Source organism: Streptomyces kaniharaensis, assembly GCF_009569385.1.
In the GTDB taxonomy this organism is placed as follows: domain Bacteria; phylum Actinomycetota; class Actinomycetes; order Streptomycetales; family Streptomycetaceae; genus Kitasatospora; species Kitasatospora kaniharaensis.
Genome location: NZ_WBOF01000004.1, coordinates 183,665 through 207,750, shown reverse-complemented (window position 1 = coordinate 207,750; position 24,086 = coordinate 183,665). Strand labels below are relative to the sequence as shown.

23 protein-coding genes are annotated in these 24,086 nt (G+C 71.4%); 9 read left to right on the top strand and 14 right to left on the bottom strand.

The window, feature by feature from the left end; translation table 11 throughout:
- Positions 1-401: 401 nt before the first annotated feature.
- Positions 402-905 (top strand): GNAT family N-acetyltransferase, encoded by a 504-nt coding sequence (locus tag F7Q99_RS35805; RefSeq protein WP_153470186.1) that lies wholly within the window; start codon positions 402-404, stop codon positions 903-905.
- 84 nt (positions 906-989) lie between these two features.
- Positions 990-1,235: a hypothetical protein gene (locus F7Q99_RS35800; protein ID WP_030230247.1), complete on the top strand. Its 246-nt coding sequence runs from the start codon at positions 990-992 to the stop codon at positions 1,233-1,235.
- Positions 1,236-1,387: 152 nt separating this feature from the next.
- Here the strand turns inward: F7Q99_RS35800 and F7Q99_RS35795 are convergent, their stop codons facing one another.
- The 4 genes from F7Q99_RS35795 to F7Q99_RS35780 form a co-directional block, all read right to left on the bottom strand.
- Entirely contained in the window at positions 1,388-1,942 is a 555-nt protein-coding gene (locus F7Q99_RS35795; protein ID WP_153470183.1) for a GNAT family N-acetyltransferase, read from the bottom strand.
- A 13-nt stretch (positions 1,943-1,955) separates the two neighbouring features.
- A complete protein-coding gene (locus tag F7Q99_RS35790) occupies positions 1,956-2,684 on the bottom strand; it encodes a lasso peptide biosynthesis B2 protein (protein ID WP_326847510.1) in 729 nt (242 codons plus the stop codon).
- On the bottom strand, positions 2,677-4,482 hold the full coding sequence (locus F7Q99_RS35785) for an albusnodin/ikarugamycin family macrolactam cyclase (protein ID WP_326847509.1): 1,806 nt from the start codon (positions 4,480-4,482) through the stop codon (positions 2,677-2,679). Before F7Q99_RS35785 ends, F7Q99_RS35790 begins: the two co-directional genes overlap by 8 nt.
- Before the next feature lie 85 nt (positions 4,483-4,567).
- Positions 4,568-4,714 (bottom strand): albusnodin family lasso peptide, encoded by a 147-nt coding sequence (locus F7Q99_RS35780; RefSeq protein ID WP_153470180.1) that lies wholly within the window; start codon positions 4,712-4,714, stop codon positions 4,568-4,570.
- 210 nt (positions 4,715-4,924) lie between these two features.
- Here F7Q99_RS35780 and F7Q99_RS35775 point away from each other — a divergent pair, with 210 nt between their 5' ends.
- The 3 genes from F7Q99_RS35775 to F7Q99_RS43840 all read left to right on the top strand — a co-directional run bounded on the left by F7Q99_RS35775 (position 4,925) and on the right by F7Q99_RS43840 (position 10,564).
- Complete coding sequence (locus tag F7Q99_RS35775; RefSeq protein WP_153470177.1) at positions 4,925-6,226, top strand: helix-turn-helix domain-containing protein; 1,302 nt, start codon at positions 4,925-4,927, stop codon at positions 6,224-6,226.
- 319 nt (positions 6,227-6,545) lie between these two features.
- Positions 6,546-10,247: a hypothetical protein gene (locus F7Q99_RS35770; RefSeq protein ID WP_153470174.1), complete on the top strand. Its 3,702-nt coding sequence runs from the start codon at positions 6,546-6,548 to the stop codon at positions 10,245-10,247.
- Positions 10,247-10,564 carry an NUDIX domain-containing protein gene (locus tag F7Q99_RS43840; RefSeq protein WP_153470171.1) on the top strand — a complete coding sequence of 106 codons (318 nt, stop codon included), beginning with the start codon at positions 10,247-10,249 and terminating at the stop codon, positions 10,562-10,564. Before F7Q99_RS35770 ends, F7Q99_RS43840 begins: the two co-directional genes overlap by 1 nt.
- On the opposite strand, the gene F7Q99_RS35760 is transcribed toward F7Q99_RS43840, so the two are convergent.
- Positions 10,455-11,324, bottom strand: a complete 870-nt coding sequence (locus F7Q99_RS35760; RefSeq protein ID WP_153470168.1) for a hypothetical protein — start codon at positions 11,322-11,324, stop codon at positions 10,455-10,457. The genes F7Q99_RS43840 and F7Q99_RS35760 overlap by 110 nt on opposite strands.
- Positions 11,325-11,419: 95 nt before the next feature.
- A complete protein-coding gene (locus tag F7Q99_RS43510) occupies positions 11,420-12,583 on the bottom strand; it encodes an NUDIX domain-containing protein (RefSeq protein WP_326847508.1) in 1,164 nt (387 codons plus the stop codon).
- A gap of 393 nt (positions 12,584-12,976) precedes the next feature.
- On the opposite strand from F7Q99_RS43510, the gene F7Q99_RS35750 reads away from it, so the two are divergent.
- Complete coding sequence (locus F7Q99_RS35750; RefSeq protein WP_230211243.1) at positions 12,977-13,585, top strand: HhH-GDP family DNA glycosylase; 609 nt, start codon at positions 12,977-12,979, stop codon at positions 13,583-13,585.
- 102 nt (positions 13,586-13,687) lie between these two features.
- Here F7Q99_RS35750 and F7Q99_RS35745 read toward each other — a convergent pair whose 3' ends face one another.
- The gene (locus tag F7Q99_RS35745; protein WP_326847507.1) at positions 13,688-14,803 is read right to left on the bottom strand and encodes an AbrB family transcriptional regulator; all 1,116 of its coding nucleotides are present in this window, start codon (positions 14,801-14,803) and stop codon (positions 13,688-13,690) included.
- An 83-nt stretch (positions 14,804-14,886) separates the two neighbouring features.
- Here F7Q99_RS35745 and F7Q99_RS43505 point away from each other — a divergent pair, with 83 nt between their 5' ends.
- Complete coding sequence (locus F7Q99_RS43505; RefSeq protein ID WP_195911397.1) at positions 14,887-15,684, top strand: GNAT family N-acetyltransferase; 798 nt, start codon at positions 14,887-14,889, stop codon at positions 15,682-15,684.
- Here F7Q99_RS43505 and F7Q99_RS35735 read toward each other — a convergent pair.
- Together F7Q99_RS35735 and F7Q99_RS35730 are read right to left on the bottom strand one after the other, a co-directional pair.
- Complete coding sequence (locus F7Q99_RS35735; RefSeq protein ID WP_153470162.1) at positions 15,596-16,048, bottom strand: YkvA family protein; 453 nt, start codon at positions 16,046-16,048, stop codon at positions 15,596-15,598. The genes F7Q99_RS43505 and F7Q99_RS35735 overlap by 89 nt on opposite strands.
- Positions 16,049-16,068: 20 nt before the next feature.
- The gene (locus F7Q99_RS35730) at positions 16,069-16,683 is read right to left on the bottom strand and encodes a Chromate resistance protein ChrB (RefSeq protein ID WP_230211242.1); all 615 of its coding nucleotides are present in this window, start codon (positions 16,681-16,683) and stop codon (positions 16,069-16,071) included.
- Positions 16,684-16,813: 130 nt separating this feature from the next.
- On the opposite strand from F7Q99_RS35730, the gene F7Q99_RS35725 reads away from it, so the two are divergent.
- The gene (locus F7Q99_RS35725; protein WP_153470159.1) at positions 16,814-17,509 is read left to right on the top strand and encodes a phosphatase PAP2 family protein; all 696 of its coding nucleotides are present in this window, start codon (positions 16,814-16,816) and stop codon (positions 17,507-17,509) included.
- A gap of 90 nt (positions 17,510-17,599) precedes the next feature.
- Positions 17,600-18,229: a 2'-5' RNA ligase family protein gene (locus tag F7Q99_RS35720; RefSeq protein ID WP_153470156.1), complete on the top strand. Its 630-nt coding sequence runs from the start codon at positions 17,600-17,602 to the stop codon at positions 18,227-18,229.
- Between the two features lie 23 nt (positions 18,230-18,252).
- Here F7Q99_RS35720 and F7Q99_RS35715 read toward each other — a convergent pair whose 3' ends face one another.
- The 5 genes from F7Q99_RS35715 to F7Q99_RS35695 form a co-directional block, all read right to left on the bottom strand.
- Positions 18,253-20,670: a site-specific integrase gene (locus F7Q99_RS35715; protein ID WP_153470153.1), complete on the bottom strand. Its 2,418-nt coding sequence runs from the start codon at positions 20,668-20,670 to the stop codon at positions 18,253-18,255.
- A complete protein-coding gene (locus F7Q99_RS35710; RefSeq protein WP_153470150.1) occupies positions 20,670-21,017 on the bottom strand; it encodes a helix-turn-helix domain-containing protein in 348 nt (115 codons plus the stop codon). Before F7Q99_RS35710 ends, F7Q99_RS35715 begins: the two co-directional genes overlap by 1 nt.
- Positions 21,018-21,043: 26 nt before the next feature.
- Complete coding sequence (locus F7Q99_RS35705) at positions 21,044-22,126, bottom strand: tyrosine-type recombinase/integrase (RefSeq protein ID WP_153470420.1); 1,083 nt, start codon at positions 22,124-22,126, stop codon at positions 21,044-21,046.
- Between the two features lie 79 nt (positions 22,127-22,205).
- Positions 22,206-22,760, bottom strand: a complete 555-nt coding sequence (locus tag F7Q99_RS35700) for a 2'-5' RNA ligase family protein (RefSeq protein WP_153470147.1) — start codon at positions 22,758-22,760, stop codon at positions 22,206-22,208.
- Positions 22,761-22,848: 88 nt separating this feature from the next.
- Positions 22,849-23,973, bottom strand: coding sequence for a hypothetical protein (locus F7Q99_RS35695; protein WP_153470144.1), 1,125 nt, complete (start codon positions 23,971-23,973; stop codon positions 22,849-22,851).
- Positions 23,974-24,086 lie beyond the last annotated feature (113 nt).

Genomic DNA, 24,086 nt, shown 5'->3' with positions numbered 1-24,086 from the left:
AGAGGGGTAGGCGAGCCGGAGACATGGTGCGTCAGAGCGTCATCAGCGTCTGCCGCCCGCCTGTCCGGAAGAAAAACCACAGGTCAACGCGGCATCCGGGCGAACACTCCAGCGTCACCCGGCAGCGTCACCGGGAGTGTCTGCGTCATCAAGCGGCGCCGGAGTGCCGGGGGATCGGCAGCGGCGACTCCAGACTCCGACCTCTCGGCGGCCGGATCCGGTTCACGACGCGGGATGCGGAAGAGCGCCGGCCCTACGCCTTCGACCCGAGGGTGCGCGAGGGCCGGGCCCGGTGGTCGGGGTGCTCGGGCCGGCGTGCGGACGCTGTGGTGGCGGCTGCGGCGGGCGACCGCAGAGCTGCTGATCCTCCTGGGCGCCCTCCACCCGGCACTATCGACACCATGACCTCGCCGCTTCAGGCCGCCTCTCACTGGACGCTCACCGCCGTCCCGTACGGCACCGCCGATGCCCGCGCCCTCACTCAAGCCCTCCACCAGGAGCAGCTCGCCATCTACAACACCGCCGACGACCCCGAGACAACCGACAGCGCAGAATTCGACGCCCCGCACGGCCGATTCCTCGTTGCCCGCCTCGGAGACGGACCGGCCCTAGCCTGCGGGGGCTGGCGCACCCTCGGCCCCTCGACAGCCGAGATCAAGCGGATGTACGTGGCCCCGGCCGCTCGCGGGCAAGGGCTCGGCCGCCGGATCCTCGCCACTCTCGAACAAGACCTACTCGGCCGCGGCCACACCGAGGTCCTGCTGGAGACCGGCGTCCACAACATCGCGGCACTCGCCCTGTACGCCGCCTCCGGCTACACGCCGGTCCACTCCTACGTCCCCGGCCGCAACCCCGACATCAACCGGGCGCTGAAGAAGGCCGTCCTACAACCGGCCTGGTACTGACCTCCGACCCCGACGGCCACGCACGCTCCGGCGCTCGGCTGCTCAATGGCCAGCGGCCGGGAAGTGCTCTGCCAGGATGGCCGCATGAAGTGGAACGTCGAGGTGGACATCCCCGGGATCGGCCCGCGCATGCTGACCGTCGATCAACCCAGTGCGTCCGACGCCCTGGAACACACCAAGTCACGCGTCAACGACATGTTCCTGCAACTGCCTTCCGGGATCACCAGTTACACCGTCGCGGTGTTCGAACCGGGGCACCGCACGGGAGACGCATCCGTCTGCGCCGAGAGCATCACCCTGGTGACGGCGACCGAGCCCGCTCGCGGCTGACGAACCTCGTGGCGGCGCAAGCGCCGCCATACTGGCCAGGAACCAAGGAGGTCCCGCCGACGGGGGATGCGGCGGGACCTCATCCCTGACGCTACGCCGCAGGCTCCTTGGGGTCCACTGATTCCCCGAGGCCACACCACGCACGAAGGCGCTCAAGCGGGCGTGGCAACCGCGGGGGTGATGGCTGACGGGGCGCTGAACTCTGAAGCCAGAGCGTCCATCACGACCTCATCGCACACCTGGCCGAGCCAGTACCCAGCCTGGCGGATCGCGCCGACCTTCTGGAAGCCGGCCTTCTCGTACGCGCGGATCGCGCCTGCGTTCGGTGCGAGAACCTTCAGCCAGACCATCCGAAGGTTCGTGATGTGGAAGGCGTAGTCGAGGGTGAGCTGGGTCGCGGCGGTGCCCAGACCCCGGCTGCGAGCCTCGGGACCCAGCATGATCACAAACTCGGCGGTGCGGACACTGTGGTCGGGCAGCAGGGTCGCGACTCCGGTCGGCGTCGGCTCGCCGCTGGTGAGGTCGTAGATGGTGAAGCGGATGTTCTCGCCGCGCTGCTGGTGCGCCATGCCCTCGGTGCGGGCTTCCAGGGACTCGGGGGCCTGGCGTCCGTAGCCGACCAGCAGGGCGGGGTCCTGCTCCCAGCGCCAGTAGGTCTCGACGAGGTCGGTGCGGTACGGGCCTAGCCCGCAGGTCTCGGTGCGCAGCCAGATGATCGGGTCAGCGGGGCTGGTGATGGCGGTCTCCGATGGTGAGCACGGGGGTGTAGGCGTGGGTCGAGGACGGCTCGGCGACGTCGTCGCCGTTCATAGTCTGCACCCAGGCGTGGAGCCGGATCGGGTCGGACGCAATTCCGTGGCACCAGCGGACGCCGAGGCGCCGGGAGGCGAGCAGCAGGACGGCGGCGACGGACTCCTCCAGGCACGCGGTGCGACCAGGGGAGTACCAGCCAGCGCGACGCACCGTGGTGACGGCGCGGGTCGCCTCCCGGAGGGTCGCAGGCCGGATGTTCCGGGCATTGGCGGCGGCCAGGAGCGAGAGGGCGTGCCGCATGCCGGTGCGGTGCTGGCGGGTGGCGGTGAAGACGACGGTGAGCGCGGCCGCAGCCGTGAGTGTCCCGGCGAGCGGGCCACGCGGCGGTCGGATGACCCCCGCGGGATGCTCGGTGCTGCCCCAACTGGCCAGGGCCGAGGAGACAATCAGCGCAGGCGCCCACGATCCCGGCCCGCTGACGGGGGCGAGCAGACCCAGGGCAAGGAGCCGGCGAGCGAGGGCGGGGGCCATGCGGTCGAGGACCCCGGTACGGGAGAGCGCGTCCCACTGGGCTGCGGCCGGGGGCTGGAGGGCCTGGACGCTGCCGGCTCGGTAGTCGATGAGGACCAGGGCGTGGCCGAAATCGACCGCGCGGACGACCTTCGGGCAAGTGACGAACAGGGGCAAGTCATCCACGGCGGTCTCCTTCGCGGGAGCGCGACCAGGTAGTGGCCGTGCGGTCGAGGGTGCGGAGCCACGCTTCGGCGGCCAGAGCCTGTTCCAGGGGCGCGAGGGACATCGGGATGCCAGCGGCGGCCTGGGCGAGGTGCGCTCTCAGCAGGACCGGGTCGACGAGGCCGAGAGCGGCGAGGCGTCCGTCGGCCAGACGTTGGAGCTCCGGCAGAGCCGCGCGCAGTCCGGTGTAGTGGTCGGCGTTGAAACTGCCCTTGGTCGTCCGGGAGGCCAGCGCATCCGGCAGGACGCTGGCCATGGCTCGGGCGAGCACGGGCTTGTAGCTGTGGACCGGGGGCCGGGCCCGGACCTCAGTGCGTAGTACGGCGTCGACGACGGACGCGTCAAGGAACGGGTTGTGCAGCTCGATGCCGGACGCGGCGGCCAACTGGGCATCGGCGGCTGCGGTCCGGGCGACTTCGCGGACCTCGTCCACCAGGATCCGTACCACGAGGTCCAGGTCGGGCAGCGGATCGGTCGCCGCAGCGGCCTCGTGGACGGCGTCGGCCAGCATCCCGGCTGCGGCGCCCGTGGCCCATTGGGGCAGCGGCAGCGCCGGAAACCAGCGCACGTCTCCCCGCCCGGTCTGCGAGGCACCGTCCTCCAGTGCGGTGGCCAGGTCGGCCAGGGCCTGGGCGCGGTCGGTGCGGGTCAGGGCGCGGGCCTCGCGCAGCAGCGGCAGGACGGGGCGGTGGCGGAGCCGGGCCCAGCCCGCGGCTTCGGCGGCGGCCCGCCGGTAGAGGCGGTGGCGCAGCAGGTCGGCCAGGTGCGCGGCCGGCACGAACAGCACGCTGTCGCCGCCGTCGCCGGTCAGGTGGGTGCGGCTGCCGAGCCGGTCGCGCATCCAGCGCAGCTGCCCTTCGAGCCGGGCCCGGGTCAGGGTCGACGGCGCGGGCTCGTCGGTGACCGGGACCGCGGTGATGTCCGTGTAGGGCAGGTGCTCGGCGCTCAAGGGGAGAAGGTGGTGGACGAGGCGCGGCTGGTGGGCGGCGGCCAGCCGCGCGTACGAGAGGTCGGCGCCGTCCGTCTGGCCGGCCGGATGGACGGTGACCGCGTGCAGCGTCCCGCTGTCGGGTCGGGCGGTCGCGGCGAGCAGGGCGAGCGAGGAGGAGTCCAGGCCGCCGGACAGATCGCACGTCAGATCGGGATCGCCCGCCACCCGCAGCCGGACAGCCTCCTCCAGCGCGGAGCGGAGCCGGTGGTGGGCCAACCCCGGGAGGGGATCGGGGCGCCACACCATCGCACACCGCAGATCCCGTCCTGCGGCGAGCTCGGTCCGGGTGCCGGGCAGGAGCTGCTTCACGCCGGTGAAGAACGTCCGGGTCCCGACCGCGGCGGGGACGTGTGGCAGGAACACCGCGACCGCGACCCGCACCGGGTCCACCCCGGCGCTGGTGAGGTCGGCTAGGGCGCGCGCCGAGCTCGACCAGGCCCAACCGCCCTCGTAGCGGGTGGCGTACAGCGGCAGTGCTCCGGCCGGATCGGTGTGCACCACTGTGCGCTGTCCGCGCTGCTCGACCACCGCGTACGCGCCCGACCATCGCCAGGAGACGTCCTCGGGTAGCGGGCGACGGGCCAGGCTGCGCAGCTCAGCGTCGGTGGCGCCGCACGGCCCCAGTATCGCTACCTGGCCTCCGTCCGGTGTACTGAACGACCGGGCACCGGGCGTTCCGGTCTGCCAGAGCAGTGCATTCGGGCCGAGACATGTGGCTCCGGCCGGCCGGAGCACGCCGGATCCGCGCGTGAACCCTCCGAAGATCACGATGAACCCCTTCCTGGTCCGGTACGGCCGGTCGTGTGGTGCGGCACCCCGGGGTCCGGGGTGCCGCACCACACGGGGTGGTCGGTCAGGCGCAGTTGTAGGCGCGGCGCTTGTCCTCGCTCTGGCCGCCGCCCTGGCCCTGGGTCAGGGCCACGAGGCCGCCGAGCTCGACGAGCTCCTCCTCGGGCTGCGGGGACACGGTGGTGGTGGGGTGTGCGGTCTGGCCGTCCATGACGACTCCTCCATGCGGAAGTGCAGATGGTTGCCGCCGAGCGGTGCCCGGCGGGTGGTGCCTCATCAGGACACCGCCTGCCAGGCCGGCTGCCGAGCGAACTCCCGTCGTGCGCACGTCGTTTGCGCGCTGCGCACACGGCCTCGACCGGGTGTCACCGTCCGGCTACCGTGAGCAGGCTGATGTCCGGTGTTCCCGGAGGGAGCGGCCATGCGCAGTCAGGTACCGGACTGGAACTCGCCGCGCGCCCAGAAGCTCATCGCCAGCGGCGACGTCGGCGGCCTGATCCGCTGGGCCCGCATGCAGCACGGTTGGCGTCAGATCGACCTCGGCAAGGCGACCGGCTACTCCGCCTCGGCCGTCAGCCGCCTTGAGACCGCCGACCGGCCCGCGACTGACCTGGACATGCTCAAACGGTTCGCCGACGCCCTCGTCATCCCTCCGGGGGTACTTGCCGCACTTATCGGCGTAACCCCGCCTCGGGCCACTACAGTTGCTAGCGCTCAGCGCACGGTCACATCCGAGGAGGATCCGATGAAACGCCGGTCCCTCCTCGCCGTCGGCCTGGCTGTCCCCGCGCTTGCCCTCGACCCCCTCGACGAGGCCCTCGCACTGCTTCCCGCCCCTGCCTCTGCTCCGACCCCGAACCGCCTGATGGCCCAGTACCGTCAGGCCCGCGCGCAGTTCAACCGCGGAACCCATGCCGAACTGATTGAGGCGCTCCCCGACCTCCTGGCCACCGCCGAGGCCTGTGCGGACCACGGCGAAGCTGCCGACTACGCCCGGCTCGCCGCCTGCTACGACCTGGCCACGGAAACCCTGTCCAAGGTCGGCCGCTACGACGCCAGCAGAATCACCGCCGACCGGTCCAACACCTACGCGCGCCTCTCCGGAGACCCCCTAGCCGGCGCCGCGTCCGCCCGCGCCTTCAGCATCGTCCTGCGCCACGCCGGCCGTGCCGCCACCGCACAGCGCATCACCCTCCACGCCGCCGCCCAGGTCGAGACCACCGGACTCACCACCGCCGCCCAGGCCCGGACCTTCGCGCAGATGCTCTGCACCGTCGCCTACGCCGCCGCAGAGGCCGGCGACCGCGACCGTGCCCTGGAGATGATCCGGGACGCCGAGCGCGCCGCCGCGCTCCTCCCCGAACAGCCCGGCACGCCGACCTTCTCAGTCACCCCGGCCTCCGTGACCCTCTACAAGGTCGGCGTCCTGTGGTCCCTCGGCGATGCCGGCGCAGCCGTCCACGCGGGTCAGAACCTTCGTCCGGAGCAATTCGCGACGGCCGAACGACGCGGCCGACTCCACACAGACATGGCCCGCGCCTGGTGGCGGTGGGGTAAAGCCGAGCAGACCGCGCAGGCTCTCCTCGCGGCCCACCGCACCGCCCCCGCCGAGGTGCGCGACCGCCCCAGCATCCGCGCCATCGTCACCGACCTCGCCCTGCATCATCCCCACACCAGCGGAGTCCGTGAACTGGCCGCCGCCGTACGGTCGGCACAGCCATAACCGGCGAGGGCGACTGCCGAAGGACAGTCGGTGTTTCTAGTCCGTCATGGGGATGAGCGCGGTCGGGTGGGTGTTCGGGATCCAGCGGCGGTCCCAGGGCCGCTGAACGCGTCGCGGGGCAGCGGGACCGCCTCGGTGCTGACTGTCTCGAAGACCTCCAGGAACAGGTTGTCCCCCTCCGGCGCGCTCTGGCTCGCCTCGGCGAACGCGGCGACCAGGGACTGGACTTCGTCTCCGAACTGACGAGATTCCCCGACGCCATGGGGTGCCCTCCTGCCAGGCTAGCTTCACTACGATCGGCACAGGAGACGGAACCACGATGGCCACGGCGCAGCAGCCCACGTCCGCGCAGCACCGGAGGGTACGGTGGAAGCACATCGACCAGGCGCTGGCCCGCTACTCGACCGAATCGCTGGTGGTGCTGCTGGAGACCGCGCTCGGCTCCCCGGGCTGCTCCCGCTTCCACGATCACCTGCTGCTCCTGTGGACCCGAGTCCTGCGAAGCCCTGCCCGGTCCGGGGAGCGGGCGTGCGCCGAGGATCTGCCGGGACTGGTCGAGACCCTCGTCCGTGCTGCTCCCGGGCGCGGCACGCTGACAGAGGCGGAGCCGAACGACCCGCGGGCGCTGGTGCGATACGAGGTGGCGGGGGAGCGGCTGCTGGTTCACCCCGGGCAGCTCGACCATCCGATGATGTTCCTTCGCTGCGCGGAGCTGACGGCGCGGGCGGTCGACGAGTCCGTGCTGGCCGTGCACGGTTTCACCCTCACCGACGTCCTGGAACTCGTACTGCGCTGCACTGACCGGCTCGTGTCGGGTCTCGCGCCGGCGTGGCCCGAGGTGTACGACGACCGGTCAGCGCAGGACATCGCCTGTGGAATCAGCCCCGGCGAGTACGACGCCGCCCAGGAGCTGGCCGACCTGGACCCCGCCGAGATTGCCGCCGCCTGCCGGGAGCCGGATCGCGCCGCACACGCGCTCGCGTGGCTGACCTCGGACATCACCGCCATGCCGCTGCGCTACCACCCCAGAGCACCGCTCCTGGGGCCGGTGCTCGCCGTCGTCGCGCACGGCCGCCGCCAGCTGGTCCCGGCCTCCGCCATGCTGAACAGCTTCGCCGCGGCCCTGGAGCGCCTGACCACCCAGGTCCCGAACGGGCCGGCCACCGAGGAGCGCCTCCAGGCGCTGACCGTGGACCGCGTCGCCCAGCTGCTGGGCCTGGACGGGGCACCCACCCGGCCCGGGCCGGTGTGCGTGATCTCCTCACCCACCCACCGCTACGACATCGCCGTCGTCAGCGCACTCGCGGACGGCCTCCTGTCGGCCCGGGTTGAGGAGGGCCGAGCCAAGCTCGCCGAACAGCCGACCGGTCGGGGCCGGCTCGTGGTCTACGGCGGGCCCCGGGTACTCGGGCCGGAGCTGATCCGTGACACCTGCTACCTGCACGTCGAAGAGCTCGCCGAGATCCTCGCCGACGCGGAAGGCAACCCGGCCCTGCTGGCCCTGTTCGTCCTGGAGCTCACCGAGCACCCCGGCGTCGACGCCGTCTTCCACCATGAGCCGCTCGACGCGTGGAGCGCCTGGTCGCGCGCGGGCACGCTGCTGCTCCCCGGCCCGCCCCGCAACGAAGTCGCCGTCGTTCCGGCGGCCAGGGTCGACCTCACCTGGCAACGGGCCGCAGCCTGGGCCCGCCCGGACGACGTCCTCGCCACTGTCGGACTGCAGCCGGCGCTGCACTGGCGCTTCGCCCACCTCGTTGATCCCGACCCCGGCGTGCCCGGCACCCACGCCGACCTTCTCCAACCGGGCCCCGGTGAAGTGCTGGTGCGGGTCAGCACCGATCCACCGATGGCCATCATCGCCCGGCCCGGCCGCGGCCACGACGCCGTGCTCGACCTGGCCGCGATGACCGGGCTCGCCGACAGCATCCGCACCACCGTCACCGGATGCCCCCTGGTCGCCGAGCACTTCACCCTGCCCGACGGCGCTCCCGTCGTGATGCAGCTGACCGGGACCGCCCGCTCCTACCGGCCCCCGGCCACCGGCCCCGGTGGGGACGAGCCGGACGCAGGGGAGTGGCTGCCACTGCACACCGGCGCGGACCCCGACCGGGCCTGGATCGGCATCGACTTCGACCTGACCCTGCTGGCCGCCTTCACCGGCGACGCCCACCAGGGCCACCGGGTGCTCGGCCGGCTCCTGCACCACCTGATCGAGCAGCTCCGCCGCGGCCGCAGCGCCGGAGACGGCACCGACTCGGAGGCATTCGCCGAAGCCTGGAACACCGCACACCCGGTACTCCGCCTCACCGGCACCACCACCTTCTGGCCCGCGACCGCCCCCCACTACACCCTGCCGCGCTCGCGCCACCTCCACGCCCGGGCCCTGCGCAGCGCGGCCGCCGCCGTCCGCCGTGCAGACGTGCCGGTCGGAGCCTGGCACGGTGCCGACGCCTACGCCCGGGGCGGCCCCGCCGAGCAACTACTGCGCGCCCTTGAAGACGAGCTCACCCGGCAGATCCGATCCCACCAGCCCGATCTGGTCGACGAGCTGGCCCGGCAGCTGAACGCGGCCTGGAGCACCCGCACCCGCGGCCACCACGAGGTGACCGTGAACCTCGCCGCACCCTGGGCGCAGAACTGGGCCCCGGAAGCCGGCCGCCGCCAGGCGGATGCCGCCACCGCCACCTCCGCCCTGCAACTGCTCCTCCAGCAGGCGGTCACCGCCCCGCCCACCGGCCGCCGGCCCGTCGACGTCCTGGCCGTCGCCGAACTGGTCGCCCTGGCAGAGCTCGTACTGCACTGCGGCACCACCGCGGTCGCCGCCGCCCGCCGACTGCACGACCTCCACCTCGAGATCCACGCCAGCGGCGTGTTCACCCTCACCGACACCGACCAGGCCCGCACGGCCGACCCAGACGCTGAACTGCTCCACCTCAGCTTCGACGCACAGGCGTACCAGCACGCCCGGCAGCAGCACTTCATCACCCAAGCCGCCACCGCCGCACCCGAACACCTGGACCCGGCCGCCGTGTTCGCCACCCTAGGGACCCGGGTCCGCGTCGACTTCACCGCGCCGCGTCTACCCGCCGGCAGCCAGCTCGCGGCGGCCGACCAGCTCCTCCAGCAGCACTGGGGCTTCGGATTCGCGGCGCTGGGGGCCGTGCTGGCAACCGCCGCCGACTGGCCGACCGCAACGGACGGCATCGCCGCCGTCACCGCCGAGGACCTGGTCCATGAGACCGCCACTTGGGCGGCGCTGCCCGAACGCGAGCTGGCAGCCGCTGTTGACCGGCTGCGCCTGCACTCGGCCAATGCCGCACCTGCCGGAGCGCACGCCTACACCGAGGTCGAGCGCCGCATCCGGCCCGCCACCCATCCGCTGATCGAACACGGCGGCCGCCTGCTCCTGCTGCCCTGGCTCCTCCATACCTCCCAAGAGCTCTACGCCGCATACCTCCACGAGGGCCGACTCCCCCACCCCGACCTGCCCCGGCCTGTCGGGGACGCCCTTCGTCGCCACCGGCAGCAGCTCGACGAACGCCTGGAAGCCGACATCAAGGCCGTCGCCCGCGCAGCCGGCCTGCCCCACCGCTTCCGCCTCCTGGAGAAGACCGCCGCTCAACTCGGCATCCCCGGCCTCATCGGCGAGATCGACCTGCTCGTCGCCGACCCGGCCACCCGGCGCCTGTGGGTGATCGAGGCGAAGAACCCCGAAGGTGCGGTTGCCCCGCACGCCCTGCTCCAGCACGTCCAACGCTTCACCGCCCGCTACCGCGACAAGCTCCTCGCCAAGGCCGCCACCATCACCGCCCACGCGGACGCGGCCGCCCGCGCCTGCCAGGCCCCCGGCGACCTGAACTGGGACGTCATCCCGCTGATGGTCACCCGCACCATCGAACCGGCCGGCTTTGTCGCCGACCCGAAGGTCGCCTTCACCATCGCCGACCACCTCGCCCAGGTCCTGACCTCCCCGGCGCGCCCACGCCCGGGGTGGAACAGCCCGGACGAAGGGAAGAGCTGATGCCAACCGCACTGGAGCGTGTCGACGTGGCCTACGCCCTGGTCACCGACCCCACGGCCCAGCGGGTGCTCCTTGTCAGAGACCGTCGAAGCGGAAAGTGGGGACTGCCCGGCGGCCGGCGGGAGGATGGTGAGACCCTCCCCGAAGCTGCTGCCCGCAAGGCCTTGGAGGAAGCCGGTGCGCCCGTACCTGTCCCTGCCGGGCTGATCAGCGCTTTCGCTTCGGTCGCCGCTTGGGCTGGACTCGCTTGCCCACGGGCCGGACCGTGGGCTTCGGCCGCTTGGTCTGCGTGGCCGCGGCGGCCTGGAGGATGGTGAGGAGCTTGGCCTTCAGCTCTTGGCACTGTTCGGGGGTGGTCGCGTCGGCCGGGGTCTCCAGGAGGTGGGTCTTGAGGACGGCGAGCATGTCCCACTCCCATGGGCCGCGCTCACGTGGGCTGGGAATGAGGAGGGCGTAGTCCTCGTCGTACAGGTCGCCGAGCAGGGCGAGGGCGTCGGCGTCGCTGATCTTGTTGACCTGTTCGCGTTCCGGGGCACCGGTGGCTACGCTCTCAGCCTGACGTGCCTGTTGCAGAAGCATCAGCCGGATGTTCTCCAGCGTCGCCATGCGTCCGCCAGCCCCGCCGCACAGCCATGCGGCTGCTGCCGTTGTGATGACGAAGGACACGGCACCGCCGTCCTCACCGCCGGAGAGGTCCATCGGCTCCCTGCCCGAGGGGAACTCGGAGAGCTTGGCCAGCGCCTCCGCTCGGTACTCCTCGGGCGTGAGGCGCTCGACGATGCCACGAGCACCTTCCGTCACCACCTCGTTGGGCAGGGGCCTGCGCTCTTCGATGGCGGTGAAGGCGTCGTTGACGATCCGCGCGGCTTCCTTGGTGGCGAACTCGTAGCGGGGCATCGGGTAGGCGGCCCGGCCGGGATCGTCGTCCCAGCTGCCGACGCGCTCGACCAGGGCGGCGAACGTGTCCGGCTCTTCGTCGATCAGCGCGATGATGGCGCGCATGGCCATGCCGCTCATGCGGCCCATCCGCTCCGCGATCGGTCGTGGAAGCTGGCCCATCACGTCGTTCATGTTCACGTATCCCGCCCCCTGTTGGCTTCAGCTGACACGGGGTCGACGCTATCAGTGGCCGGCCCGGTACATCCCGTGGACGACCGGACTGGTGATCTTGGCTAGCGCATGGGTTGTACGGCCTGGAGGATGACGGCCAGCGTCGTCCAGTCCACGGCATGGGGGCCGTCCGGGCGCAGGATGTCGGCGAGGCTGACGACTTCCACGTGGGTGTGCTCGGTCTCCTCGGCGTTGCCGTGGCTGGTCGTGTCGGCGCGCAGCTGCTGGAGCTCGTGGGCGCTGAGTTCGACGGCGTATGCGGTCTGGGTGTGCGCGGACAGGGTGCCGACCGCCTGGCGGGTGCCAACGAGGTGGAGTCGGGCCGGGGAGAGGGGCAGGCCGGTTTCCTCGGTGAACTCGGTCGCGGCCGTGACCCGGGGGTCGCCCGGTTTGGCGCTGGATCCGCCGGGGACTTCGCGGATGTAGGCGTCCGGGGTGCGGGCGGGGGAGCGGAACTCGCGGACGAGCACGATCTCGGTGTCGCCCCAGCGGGGCGCGGGCCGGTAGGCGACGACGCTGGTGAGGTCGGGCCTTCCCAGGACGACTTCGTTGTCCTTCACGCGGCCCTCTGCCGCGAGGTGGATGCGGGCGGCGTACGCCCACAGCAGGACGTGGGAGCGGTGGGGGCCGACGCGGAAGGTCCAGGAGGTCCGGCCGCCGAGCAGCGTGTTGCCGGCGTCTTCCTGGGCGGCAAGCCAGGCCCGGAAGGAGGGGGTTCGCCACAGCAGGAGCGGGACGTCACGCTGTCCGGCGGCGCGCAGGGCGCCGGGGCCGATGCGGTCCAGGGCCAGGGCGATGGCCTGGGGCAGGGTCTCGGCGACGGGCACCTGGAGGTCTTCGGCGAGCAGACGGAGACGCCGGTCGACGCCGGCCGTGCCGTCGGGGCAGCCGAGGACGGACCGGCCGTCGTCCAGGTCATCGCCCGGCCCGGTCTCGGCGGCCGGGCCGGGCTGGGGGTACCAGTGGATGACCTCGTCGGCACGGGCGCGCTGAACCCGTTCCCAGGCGAGCCGGCTCGCGCCGTCCGGGCTTTCGGTGTTGCCGCAGGGCTGGGGGAGCAGCACCACCAGGGTGCCGGGCTGGCGCCATTGGAGGGTCGCCTCGCGGAGGACTTCCCTGGAGGATTCCGGATCCAGGGGAGCGCCGGCCAGGTAGAGGCTCGCGGTGTAGATCTCGGGCGGCTCCTCCCCGGCGTAGACGGGCCGCACGTGGCTGGGGGCGGTCACGGTCTCTCGGTGCTTCCTTCAGGAGCTCAGGTGCGGCCTGTGAGCGGGATCGGCGGGGCGACGGTTTCCCAGGTGATGGTCTTTTTCGCCGGGTCAGCGGTGACGTCGACGAGCTCGACGGCCTCGACCCGCAGGGGTGCGTGACTGGGGCGGACGCGGCGCAGACGGCGGTGGATCTGGTGGAAGTGCTCCAGGGTGACCTCGTCGGTTAACGGTAGCGTCGGATATCAGAACTCTCCGAATACCTTGCCTCACAGCGCCGTTGGGCGCGGGCGCCGGACGTCCCTTAGTAGGTCCATCGGAGGTAGCCGCGGAAGTGCATGAACCGCTCAAGGTGTCGGAGGTCCGTAATTTCCCACTGGCAGCGCCACTTTCCTCGCCCATCATTGGCCCATGACCGCATTCGACCCCGTACAGCGACTCGCCACCTACGTTCGGACCGTCCTTGGCGACGGCCCGTTCCCCCCTCCCGGCGGCTGGACGCACATGGGCGCCGTGATCTGCGATACCAGCTTCCAGGCGCGCAGCAAGTACGAGTCAACGGTCCGGCCGCGAATGCTCCGTCTCCAATCTGCATGGCCTGACGCTGCCACGGTCCGCGGCTTCCAGGCACGACTCGCTACGGAAGACCTTGCCGTCGCCTTGAACTTCAACAGTCCCCGCAAGGTGGCGACAGCTCATGGCATTACCGCTCTGCTGGCTGCGCGGGGGGTCGATACCCGTGGAGACCTCCACTCATGGCTCGGCCGCCAGGCCAACCGTGCCGCCCTGCGCGCGGTGAAGGGTGTCGGGCCGAAGAGCGTGGACTACATCGGGAACCTCGTCGGGCGATCGCAGGTCGCCGTGGACGTACATCTGCGCGCCTTTGCCGCGGATGCCGGTATCCCGGACTTGGGGTACGAGCAGCTGCGCGCTGTATACGAGTCGACCGCTGCCGTTCTCGGGCATGAACCTGGCGGATTGGAGCACGCCGTCTGGCGGTTCAAGTCGCAGGCCTTGTAGTCCGTCAAGCCGGCGAGCAGTTACCCGGTCCCCGGTCCTGCGCGACCAGGTGAAGGGACGGATCCGACGCATGTCCGGCCGGGGCGGGGGCGTGGGTGGTTACTACGCCCGGCGCCGGGTGCGGGGAGTGGCGAGGCGGATGAGGAGGGGGGCGAGGAGGACCATAACGAACAGGCGCAGGCTCTGGACGCTGGAGATGAGGGGGACGTCGGCGTGGGTGGCCACGGCGGTCGCGAGGACGGCGTTGATGCCGCCGGGCGTGGTGGCGAGGTAGGCGTCGGAGAGCGGGATGCGGGTGGTGGCGGCCAGCAGCCAGGCAAGCGCCGCGCAAGCGGTGCTGACCCCGAGGGTCAGGGCCAGGGCGAGGGGCAGCAGGCGGCGCATCCGCAGGACGGCGGGGCGGGTGAAGCGCAGTCCGATGTCGAGGCCGACAACGGTGAACAGGGCGGTGCGCAGCGGGCCGGTGGGGGCGAAGCCGGTGGCCGTGCCGCTCATGGTCACGGCGGCGGTCAGCAGCATGGGGCCGAGCAGGCCGGGGCTGGGCAGCCGCATGAGGCGTCCGAGGTGGATGCCGGTGAAGGCGATGATCACCAGCAGCAGGAGACCGAGGTCCTGGTCGGGGCTGGCCACCACGTTCCATACTTCCGGATCGGTTGTCGCGGAGGAGGTGGCGGCGGGTGTGAGCAGCCAGTGCACGATGACGGGGGCGGTGGCTGCGACCAGGGCGACGCGCAGGTACTGCATGAAGGCGACCAGGCGGGGGTCGGCGCCCTGCTCTTCGGCGACCGAGACGACGGCGGCGGAGCCGCCGGCGATCATCCCGAGCGTGGCGCTGGCCCGGTCGACACCGCCGATGCGTGCCAGCACGTGGGCGGCTCCCAGGCTGAGGACGACGGTGGCGGCGGTGACGGCGGTCAGCGGGAGGATCTGGCCGGACGCCTCGTGGAGGGTGTGGGGGCTCAGGTAGCTGCCCATGAGCACGCCGAGGATGGCCTGGGAGGCGCGGTTCACTCGTGCGGGTAGTTTTCCGGCGGAGAAACCGGCGACCGCGACAGCGAGTCCGGCCAGCAGCGGGGCCAGCAGGTGCGGTGCGGGCAGGACCGGCTCGGCGATCTCGCCTGCCGCGCAGGCGGCCAGGGCCACGGCCAGCCAGGCGGACCGGCGGCGTCGGCGGACGGGAGGGGCGGAACCGGCGGGGACGTCGAGCAGTCGGATCACACCTGAATGTTACGCACAGTGCTAGCGTCTGTGCTCTTCGTTACATTCCGGGTGGGGGGGGTGCAGTGGTTCTCCTGGCGGCGGTGCGCTACGTGCGGCGGGCGTGGTGGGTGGCGGGCCGGCCCGAGCGGCTGCCCCGAGCCCTCATTGATCTTCTGGCCGGGGCGGACATCGTCTGGCATCCCCACGGCCTCGGTCCGGACCCGGCAGCCGTTCCTGCCGGTCTGCGATGGCCGCATCCGGCCGGTGGCACCCTGACAGCCGCGCGCGCAGCCCGGGGCTTCGGTGTGGGCGAGGTCGTGGGAGCGCAGATTCTCGTGGCTCTTGCCCGTCTGCCCCGGCGTCTGCCCCAGGGGCGACGGGTGCTGCTGCCGGGCGGCCACGTGGTGACACTTCGCCCCGCCTGCCTGCGGGACCGTCGGGCGGTCACCGTGCTGGACGCCCTGTGCGGACGGCTCCAACAACCCTGGGGCTTGGAGTCGCAGTGGCTGCTGACGGGGTGGGAAGGGCAGGGCGTGCTCGCCATGGCGGCCGACGGGCGGCCGGTAGCCTTCGCCGGGCTGGTGCGGGACGAACCCGGGGCCGAGGCGGTACTGCTGATCGCTCCCGCATGGTGGGAGCGCGGCCTGGGCGAGCTGCTGGTGCGTGAACTCGTCACCGCGGCACGCCAGGAGGGACTGAAGGAGGTCTGGACGCACACGTTCAGCGGCGATGCGGTGACGGTGCGGGCCATGCGGAGCGCGGGTCTACCCGTCGCGGCCGATGACGACGGCATCTCGATGACCCTCAGCCTCAGCCTGGACCCTGCTCCCGGCCCCCCGCGTCAGAGCGCGGAGTCCTCTCGGCCTTCTGTAGTCCGGCAAGGCGGGACAGGGCCGTGAAGCCGTCGTCGGTGCCCGGCCAGTGGGCGCGTACCGCCTCGATGCCGGCCTTGCGTACGACGCTTCGCAGGACGAAGGCGACGATGATCGCGTCGTCCGCGTACCCGATGACGGGCAGGAAGTCGGGGATCAGATCGATGGGCATGGCCAGGTAGACCATCAGCAGCCCGAGGCGCACGCGTACGCCGCGCGGCAGTGTCTTGTCGGTGGCGAGGCGGCGCAGCAGCCGCAGGAGGTCGGGCAGCAGGCGGATCGCCTCGCCCAGAAGCGCGCCCTTGGGGCGTATCAGCAGCAGTGCGATCAGCAGGGCCAGCCAGGCAGCGGCCAGGCCCACACCGATCGCGATCAACAAGTCCCACCACATCAGGCGTTCAGCTTCCTTCGTCAGTCGACCGCGTGCAGCCGCGCGGAGGCGGGCAGGACGGTGTCGGGCGCGGGTGCCGGGTGCTCGCCGGCCTGGGCGGCGATCGCCGCGTCCTCGAACGCGGCGAGCGCGGTGCGGCAGCGGTCCACCGCGTCACGGGCGGCTGCTCCGCCGGGCGCATCGAAGTAGTCGCGCGAAGCGATCTTCGCCAGCCACTTCTCGAAGCGTTCCAGGTCCGCCTCGGACTCCTCGACCTCCGCGTAGGTGGCGTTGCCGCGCGCCGTCTCCATCTCCAGCTCCGCCAGCAGTCCCGGCGCCCGCTCGACGACCTCGCCGTACTCGATGTCCCGCTCAGCGTTGAACTGGCCAACCAGCTCGGAGTACTCGGCGGCGTCGACGATCTCCACCGTCAGCTGACGGGCCGTGCCGCCGTCACCGCGCACCGAGGCGAGCAGGCGCTGCACCTGCCGACGGACCGGGTCACGGTCGGGCAGAAGGCACACCGACTGCTGCACGTAGTGGGCGCCCAGGGAGCGCAGCTTGCGCCACACCCGCACCCGCGTGGCCGTCGGAGCGTCGGCCGTGCTCACCGACACCAGCAGGAACCGCTCGCGGCCCGTCGTCATCCCATCCATGTAACGACCGTAACATCCCCGATGAAACATTCAGCACGCACAGCCGTTAGGGTTTTGCCCGCCCCCAGAGATCGCTTCCACGTCCTGTCGGGCCGATCCACCCCTGCTTGCACCACGGAGGTACCCGTCGATGAACCGCGCACTGTCCCGGCCGCCCCGCCTGCCCAACGTCCGCGAGGCTGCAGCGGCAACGGCCGCCGCCCTCGCGCTGGCCGCGGTCCTCGCCCTGTTCGTCTCCGTTGCCGACCTCCTCGCCGACCGGCACGCGGGGTTGATCGACCACACCGTCCTCGGCGAGGCCGTTGAGCACCGCAGTCTGCCCATGACCGTTTTCATGGAAGCCGTCTCCACAGCGGCCGAGATTCCGCTGATGGCCGCCGCCGGCCTCCTCGCCCTGTTCTTCGCGCGCACGACTCGCAGCTGGCGTCCCCTGCTCATCGTGGGCGGAGCCGCTGTCCTGTCGGTGGGGCTGGCCACCCTCGTCAAGGACGTGGTGGCCCGCACCAGGCCCCCGCTGGCCTCTGCCGTCGTGGCGGAGACCGGGTTCTCCTTCCCCTCCCGCCACACCACGGTGGCCACCGCCCTCCTCTTGGCGATGGCCTACCTCCTCGCCCGCCGCACCAGCCGTCGCGCTCTCACCGCCGTCTGGTGGGCCACCGCCCTCGCCCTGGCCGCCCTGGTCGCGGCCAGCCGCGTCTACCTCGGCGTCCACTGGGCCACCGACGTCACCGCCGGCTTCGCCCTCGGCGGCGCCGCCGCCCTCACCCTCATCACCGCCGACCTCGGCCACCGCCTCCTGACCCGGCGCCGGCACGGCGCCTCCTGAGCGCCGCACCGTCGCCCCAGCCATGCGGGCAAGCCCGGCCTTTCGCATTCGCCCTGACCGGAGTCCCAGGTACGGCTAGGGTGGCGCGTCGTGAAGCCCTTCGCCTTCAAGCACGCTGGGGAACACTGGCCCGCGGGCAAGACCCTGCTGCACGTGTATGCCCTCGTCGACCTGGACCGCGACCGCGAGTTGGCTGCTCTCATCGCCGGCGGTCGCAAGGCCCTGGACGGGTGGCCGCTCACGTTCGTTGAGGACCGGTGGCTGCACATCACCCTCGACCAGGTCACCGACCACACTTCCGAGGACATCGGGGAAAGCGAGCGCGATGCGCTGTCCGCCGCCCTGACACAGAGGATGCGCGCGTTCGCCCCATTCACGGTGATGGTCGGCAGTCTCCTCTCCTATCACTCCGGTGTCATTGCCGACCTGCACCCGGACGAGCAGCTGACCGGCCTGCACCACGCCGTGCGCGACACCATCCGCTCGGTGCGTGGCAGGGACGCCGTGCGCTACCCGTGGTCGACCCAGCACCTCACCCTCGCCTACGCCTCGGGCGACGCCGATTCCGATCAGGCACAACGGCAGTTGCGGCGGGTGCGGCCCAGCCATGCCCCGCTGCACATCGACGCTGTGCACCTGGTCGACGTCACCGCCGACGCCACGGCCAAGACGATCACCTGGGACCATCTCGCCGCCATCCCGCTCGGCGCCAGCCGCTGACCACGCCGCCGTTCGTGCGGCGGTCAGCCGGCGGGAGGCGAGGTCCGTACGGGGCGGGCCGCGACGTCCGCCGCGTAGGCCGCCCAGTCACCGCCGCTGGCCCGCTGCCACTGCACGGCCACCGAGCGGTGAATGCCCAGCGTGCGCGCCAGGATCACGGCCGGGATTTCGGCGGCGAGGGTGAACAGGGCCGTGCCACGGTCTTGCCGCGGCTTGATGCCGAGGCCCCTGAGCCGTTTGACGACCTGGCTGCTGCTGAGCGGCTGGCCCGGAAGCCGTCCGGGGAAGAGCCAGGTCCCGGGCACGTCCAGCAGTGTGTGGCCGCGCCGATGAGTGATCAGCTCTTCCACGAGGGCGTCCAGTGGCGCGGGCAGCACGATCGGCCGGTCCCCGAACAGGATCGTCAGCCGCTCGCCGTCACGCTGGACATGGCCGACGGTCAGGTGGCGGATCGTGTTCACGGTCTGGGCATAGAGCAGGAGCAGCAGGCCGGCCACCCGGTCGGCGACCGGCGGTCCGTCGTCGTGCAGGAGCCGGCGTGCCACCTCCCATCGTCTGTCCTCGTCGTACGGGCCGCTGGGACCCGCCCACCGCGTGGCCGGGGCTTTCATATTGTGCGCGTGACGATGAGCGACGGCCCAGCGGACGAAGTGCGCCGCACGCGACGGGTAGGTCGCGTGGTGGGCGAGGAACTCGTCCAACTCACCCTGGGTGTAGGCGTTCAGGGAGCCGCAGCGGTTGGACGCGTGCTCGAGGAGTTGGATGGCGGCTGTGATGTGTACGCGGACATTCGAGCCCTGAGCGACTGTCATCGGCTGGCCGCGCAGCCGCCTCCGCAGCCGGCGCAGGTGATGCCAGATGGCGTATCCGTGCAGGATGCGGCGATCGTGAGGATCGGTACGGGTCGCGATCTGGTCGGCTGCCCAGCGTTCCAGCTGGGCGATCCGTTCGTCGCGGGCGGGCAGTACGCCGCTGGCCACCAGGACGGCGCGCAGATGGTTCAGGGGCTTTCCCGCGGGAAGCTCGTCGAGGACGTCGTGGGTCACCGAGCGCGGGTCGCCTCCCAGCGCCGTCAAGAGCGTGGCTACCTTCGGCTTCGCCAGCCAGCCCATGGCGTGGTCGGGGCGCTCCACCCCCGCCAGCGCCCGGCGAAACGGTTCGAGTTCGGCCGGCACCTCGTCGTCACGGTGACCCAGCAGCTCGCTCAGCCTTTGGCCGACCAGGCACCGCTGGCAGGGCTCGGTGCCGAACTGCCAGCTCGTCGCGCAGAGGGGGCAGCGGTCCCAGAAGTCCGGATCGGGATTCAGGCACGGCGCGCACAGTGGAGCCCTCAGGGTCCCGCCCCGTAGCGGAGCGACCGCACCGCACGATGAGCAGCGGATATGGCGGGACCGGCAGTTCCTGCACCACGGGCTGCCGGTCGCCCGGGAAGTCAGACACCGCCGTGTCTGCCCGCACACGCTGCACTCTCGATGCTCCCGCGGGCTGCACTGCTGACACCACGGGCCCTGTGCGGTACGGGCCTTGACCCGTCGGCGATGGCCGCACCCGGTGCACGGCTCGTGGCTGATCGGATCATTGGCGCGGCAATCCCTGCATACCGCTCGGCCGTCGTCATTCCGGTAGCCGGGCTTACGGAGCTTGCCGCAGGATGCGCAGGTCTCGGCCCGCGCCTCGTCGTCACAGCGCCAGCAGATGCGCTGCCCGTCCCGCTTCGCCCGGAGCCTGTCGGCCACGCCACAGAGCGCGCAGCCCGGCCGCACCACCGTGGTGGCACCCGCGTCGACCAGGGCGTTGATGAAGGCCAGGGCCGAAGGTGTGGGCGCCTGGGCACCCACGCCGGTGAGCAGCTCCGGCTGGTCCAGAACCGCCCAGGCCACCCGGCGCCGTACGGCGCGCCGGGTCGAGCAACCAGCGAGCGCCCTCTCCACCGTCTCCCGCTCAAGGCCCGGGTGCCGGCCGGTCACAGCCTCGATCAGCTCTTCTGTCGGATCCTCGTCATCAGGGCATCGCGGGCACCGCGGCCGGCCCAGGCGGTCCCGACTGATGACGTAGCCGATCGTCCCGCACGCACCGCACTCCTCCTTGGCCCGTGAACACCCGCCGCAGGCCCACAGACCGCCCTTGCGACTCAACAGGCTCCGGATCTCCCGGTCGCAGCCGCAGCAGCGCGGCACCGCAACCTGCACAGCGCCGGCCTTCGTCAGGGCCACCAGCAGCTTGCCCACCGCCCACACCGAGGGAGAACGCCCAGTGCGAAGCACTCCTGCGTTGTCCCGAAGCTCCTGGGCGACTCTCCGCTGCACGGTGCGACCGGGGAGCACAGTCTGCGTCACTTCCCGGATCCGGTCCGCCGAAAGTCCCCGCTCGACAGCGGCGATCTGATCGACGACGACGCTCAGCGGATCGTCGTCGATCGCCTGGTCGATGCTCGCTGCCATTACTCAACCCCGGTAATGCGGGCCCGTTTCGGCCGCAGCGTGCCGAGCCCGGACTCCGGCGCGCTCTCACCGGCCGCCGCGGCCTTCCTCGGTCGAGTAGCCGCCCCGGCGGTGGCGACCGGCTCGATCAGGTCCTCCATACGGCAGTCGAGAATGTCGAGCAGGGCCATGAAGACCTTCATGCTCAGCCGTTCCGGACGCTCCACCACGAGCCGGTAGACCTGGCTGGAGGACAGCGTGATGCCGCGCTGGGCCAGCAGCGGAATCAGGTCACTGGTGTTGAACATGCCCTGCTCGGCCATCACCTTGCGCAGGTGCCACCGGTAGTCGAGCTTCGCTGCGGGCATCGGGTGTCCTTCCCTGAGCAGCACCTTCACGCGAAGGCCGGAGCCAGGGCGCGCTGGAGTGCCGAGTTCATGAAATCGTCGCTGACGTGGGTGTAGATGGCGGTCGAGCTGTCATTCTCGTGGCCCACCTGCTGCTGGATGAACCGCCTGTCCACCCCGTCCTCGGTCAGATGCGTGATGTACGAGTGGCGTAGCGAGTGGGGGACCAGCTCCTCGGACAGACCCAGCGCATCCCGGTACGTCTCGAACCGGTCGTTGATCGACCCGGGCTGCAGCCGGCCGCCGCGCTCAGTGATCCACAACGCCGGGTGATCAGGAAACCCGAAGCGCGGGCGGACGTTCGCAACGTAGTCCTCGACCGCCTCCACAGCCCATTCCATAACGGACAGCACGTTCCGACGCCGCGGTGGCTGGCCCTTCTTCGCCTTGCCGTAGCGCACGTTCAACGAGCCGTACCGGCCGAACTGCGGCGCCTTGGGGTTGCGCCCGAAGTCGACGAGATCCAGCCGCGAGGACTCAGTTCGCCGAAGACCCCACCCGTAGATCACTTTGAACAAAGTGGCGTCCCGGTAGGCGGCCAGAGCCCCCTTACGTCCCGCGCGTACCGCCCGCTCGACCTGCTCATCGGCGTAGTCGAAGAAGAGCTGCAGCTCCTCGCGCGTGAACGGCCGGGCCTCCGGATCCCCCTCGTAGTCCTGGAGGTGCGGGATGGTGTTCCACTCATGACAGATAGCCACCGGGTACGTGCCGAACGCGTCTTCGCAGGCCGGCGCCCAGCCGTAGCGTTGGTCGATGAGGAACTCGCTGAACATCCGTACCGCGCCTTGGTAGTTGCGCACGGTGGATGGAGCGAAGTGCTTCTCGCCGGTCATCGTGGCCGACCACTCGTCCATGTGGACGGGGGTCCATGCCCAGGGGTACTGGTTCGCGAAGGCGAGGAACCGGCGGATCAGCTTCTCCCGGTCGCCGATCGTCTTCGCCTTGAGGTTCCGTGCGAGCTGCTGATTCCGCCATCCGCGCAGCATCGCGTCGAACATGGCGTCTTCGGGGCGCAGTTGCACCACGCCCGAGACCAGCTCCAGATGGGCCGCGCCGGCAAGATCGACCATGCGGTTGACCACGAGTCACCCCTTCCCGTCCGATGGGCAAATCTTGCATCAGACGGGAAGTGGGTGCAATGCTGCCTGGTCAGGAGGCCAGAGCGTAGACTCCTCGGAGTCGGCGAGGCATGCTTTGTGACGTGGCGACCTGGAGAGACTCGCCCGTCTGATGCAACTCCCGAGGGTTCGCGTATGACTCGGTCAGGTGCAGCACGCCGGTGTCGTAGACGGTGGTGCCTTCGCCGAGGACCGTCTCGAATGCCCGGGTGGCGGCGGTGCGCAGCGCGTTCAGCGGCTCGTCGGGTCCGAGGTCGAAGATGATGCCGGTGCCGTACGCCAGGGGGCTGCCGACGGTGATGGTGAAGGGCTCGACGGTGCGCATCTGCCGGGCCAGTTCGGCGGCCAGGGCCTGGCGTTCCTCGGCGGGGACGTCGACGGCCGGCTTCTGGGACAGTTGGTGGACCGTGATGTGTAGCCACTGGTCGCCGACATGGGCGAGGGGGTCGTCCGCGGTCGCGGCGCGAACGCCGTGCACGAGGTCGGCGAGGTCCGGGTTCCGGCCGAGGTCCACGGTCACGTACGCGTGGAGCAGAGACCCCTTGTCCCAGGAGTCTTGGCCCTGCTGGAAGACGAACGGCTTCATCCGGGCAACGTATCGCCTCTGCTCTGGACTCGGAGGCCGGTTGGAGAAGTCCGTGCCGCCTCCAGCTGCTGGCGGCCGCCGAAGGGCGTCAGCAGCTGGAGGCTTCTGCGTCCACTGCCATGTCCTGGCGGTAGGCGTGACGGACGTACTCGCGGGGGAAGTCGTACCAGCGGGCCTGCTGGCAGTCCGCCTGTGAAGCATCGGGCTGGGTGCGGTCCCATTCCAGCAGGCGCCTTGCGGACTGGTCGGCGAGGGTGGCGAGTTCACCCGGGGGTGGGCCCGGCCACAGCAGTGCGAAGCGGTCGTCGAGGGCGGCACGGTGCAGGCGGTAGGCCCGCTCCTGGCAGGCCGGTCCGGTGGAGCCGGCCTGCCGGTGGTGCAGGAGCGCGGCCGCGAGCAGGTCGACGTGCTCGCTCTGGTCCGCCAGGGGCCGGGCGTCGCGGTAGGGGCCGTGGGCGGGGCGGTGGTGCCACATCGTGCGGGTGGCCTCCCACTGGGCGAGGGCCGGGATGCGGTCGCCGAGCACGGCGCCCTCGTCAGCGTGGGCGGCCAGGCCCTGGCGGGCGATCCCGGCAGTGAACAACGCGGCAGCCTGCTGGTCGGCGTCCCCGGCGGCGAGGGCGCTGAGGTGCTGCGCGGTCTCGATGTACTGCGCTGGGGTGTCCGGGTGCCGGGTGAGCGTGGCCAGTGCGGTGCGCAGGTCGGCGAGGCGGGAGGCCGGCCGGTCCATCCCCAGGCCACGGAGGGCGCTGCCGTCGTCGGCGTCCAAGCTGTCCTCGCGTGCGGTGTCCACGATCGCCGCGGCGATCAGGTCGCCGGCCCAGGCTCCGTAAGCGGCGGCGTCGTGGGCGCGCGTGGTCCACGCGGACGGGTAGGCGGTGACGTGCCACAGCACCAGACCCCCGGCCCACGTCCGGGCGGCATCCCACAAAGTGGCGAAGCGGGCCTGCTCCATGCACGCGGTGATCTCCGCCGGGGTGGACGCATCCGCCAGGCCGGGTATGAGGTGGCTCCACCGATCCGGTGCAGCTGCGACACCGTCCGGTCTGGCGGCGGCCCGGCGCCGGGCGTGCCGGACGTTCGCCGCGGCCAACGTGGTCGTGGCCATGCCGCCGATAGCCAGGCCGGTCTTCACCGGGCCAACCGCCCAGAACAACACGGCGGCGACAACGGCCAGCGCACCCGTGGCGGCCCAGATGATGTTCTTCCGCATGGCGCGGAGTCTGCCAGGTCCGTCGCGGACACCCGGCCGGAAGCCGTCGGTCCCCTGGTACGGCACCGGCTGGGCTGGCAGAGTGGCCGCGGCGATCAACAGGCAGCGAAGGG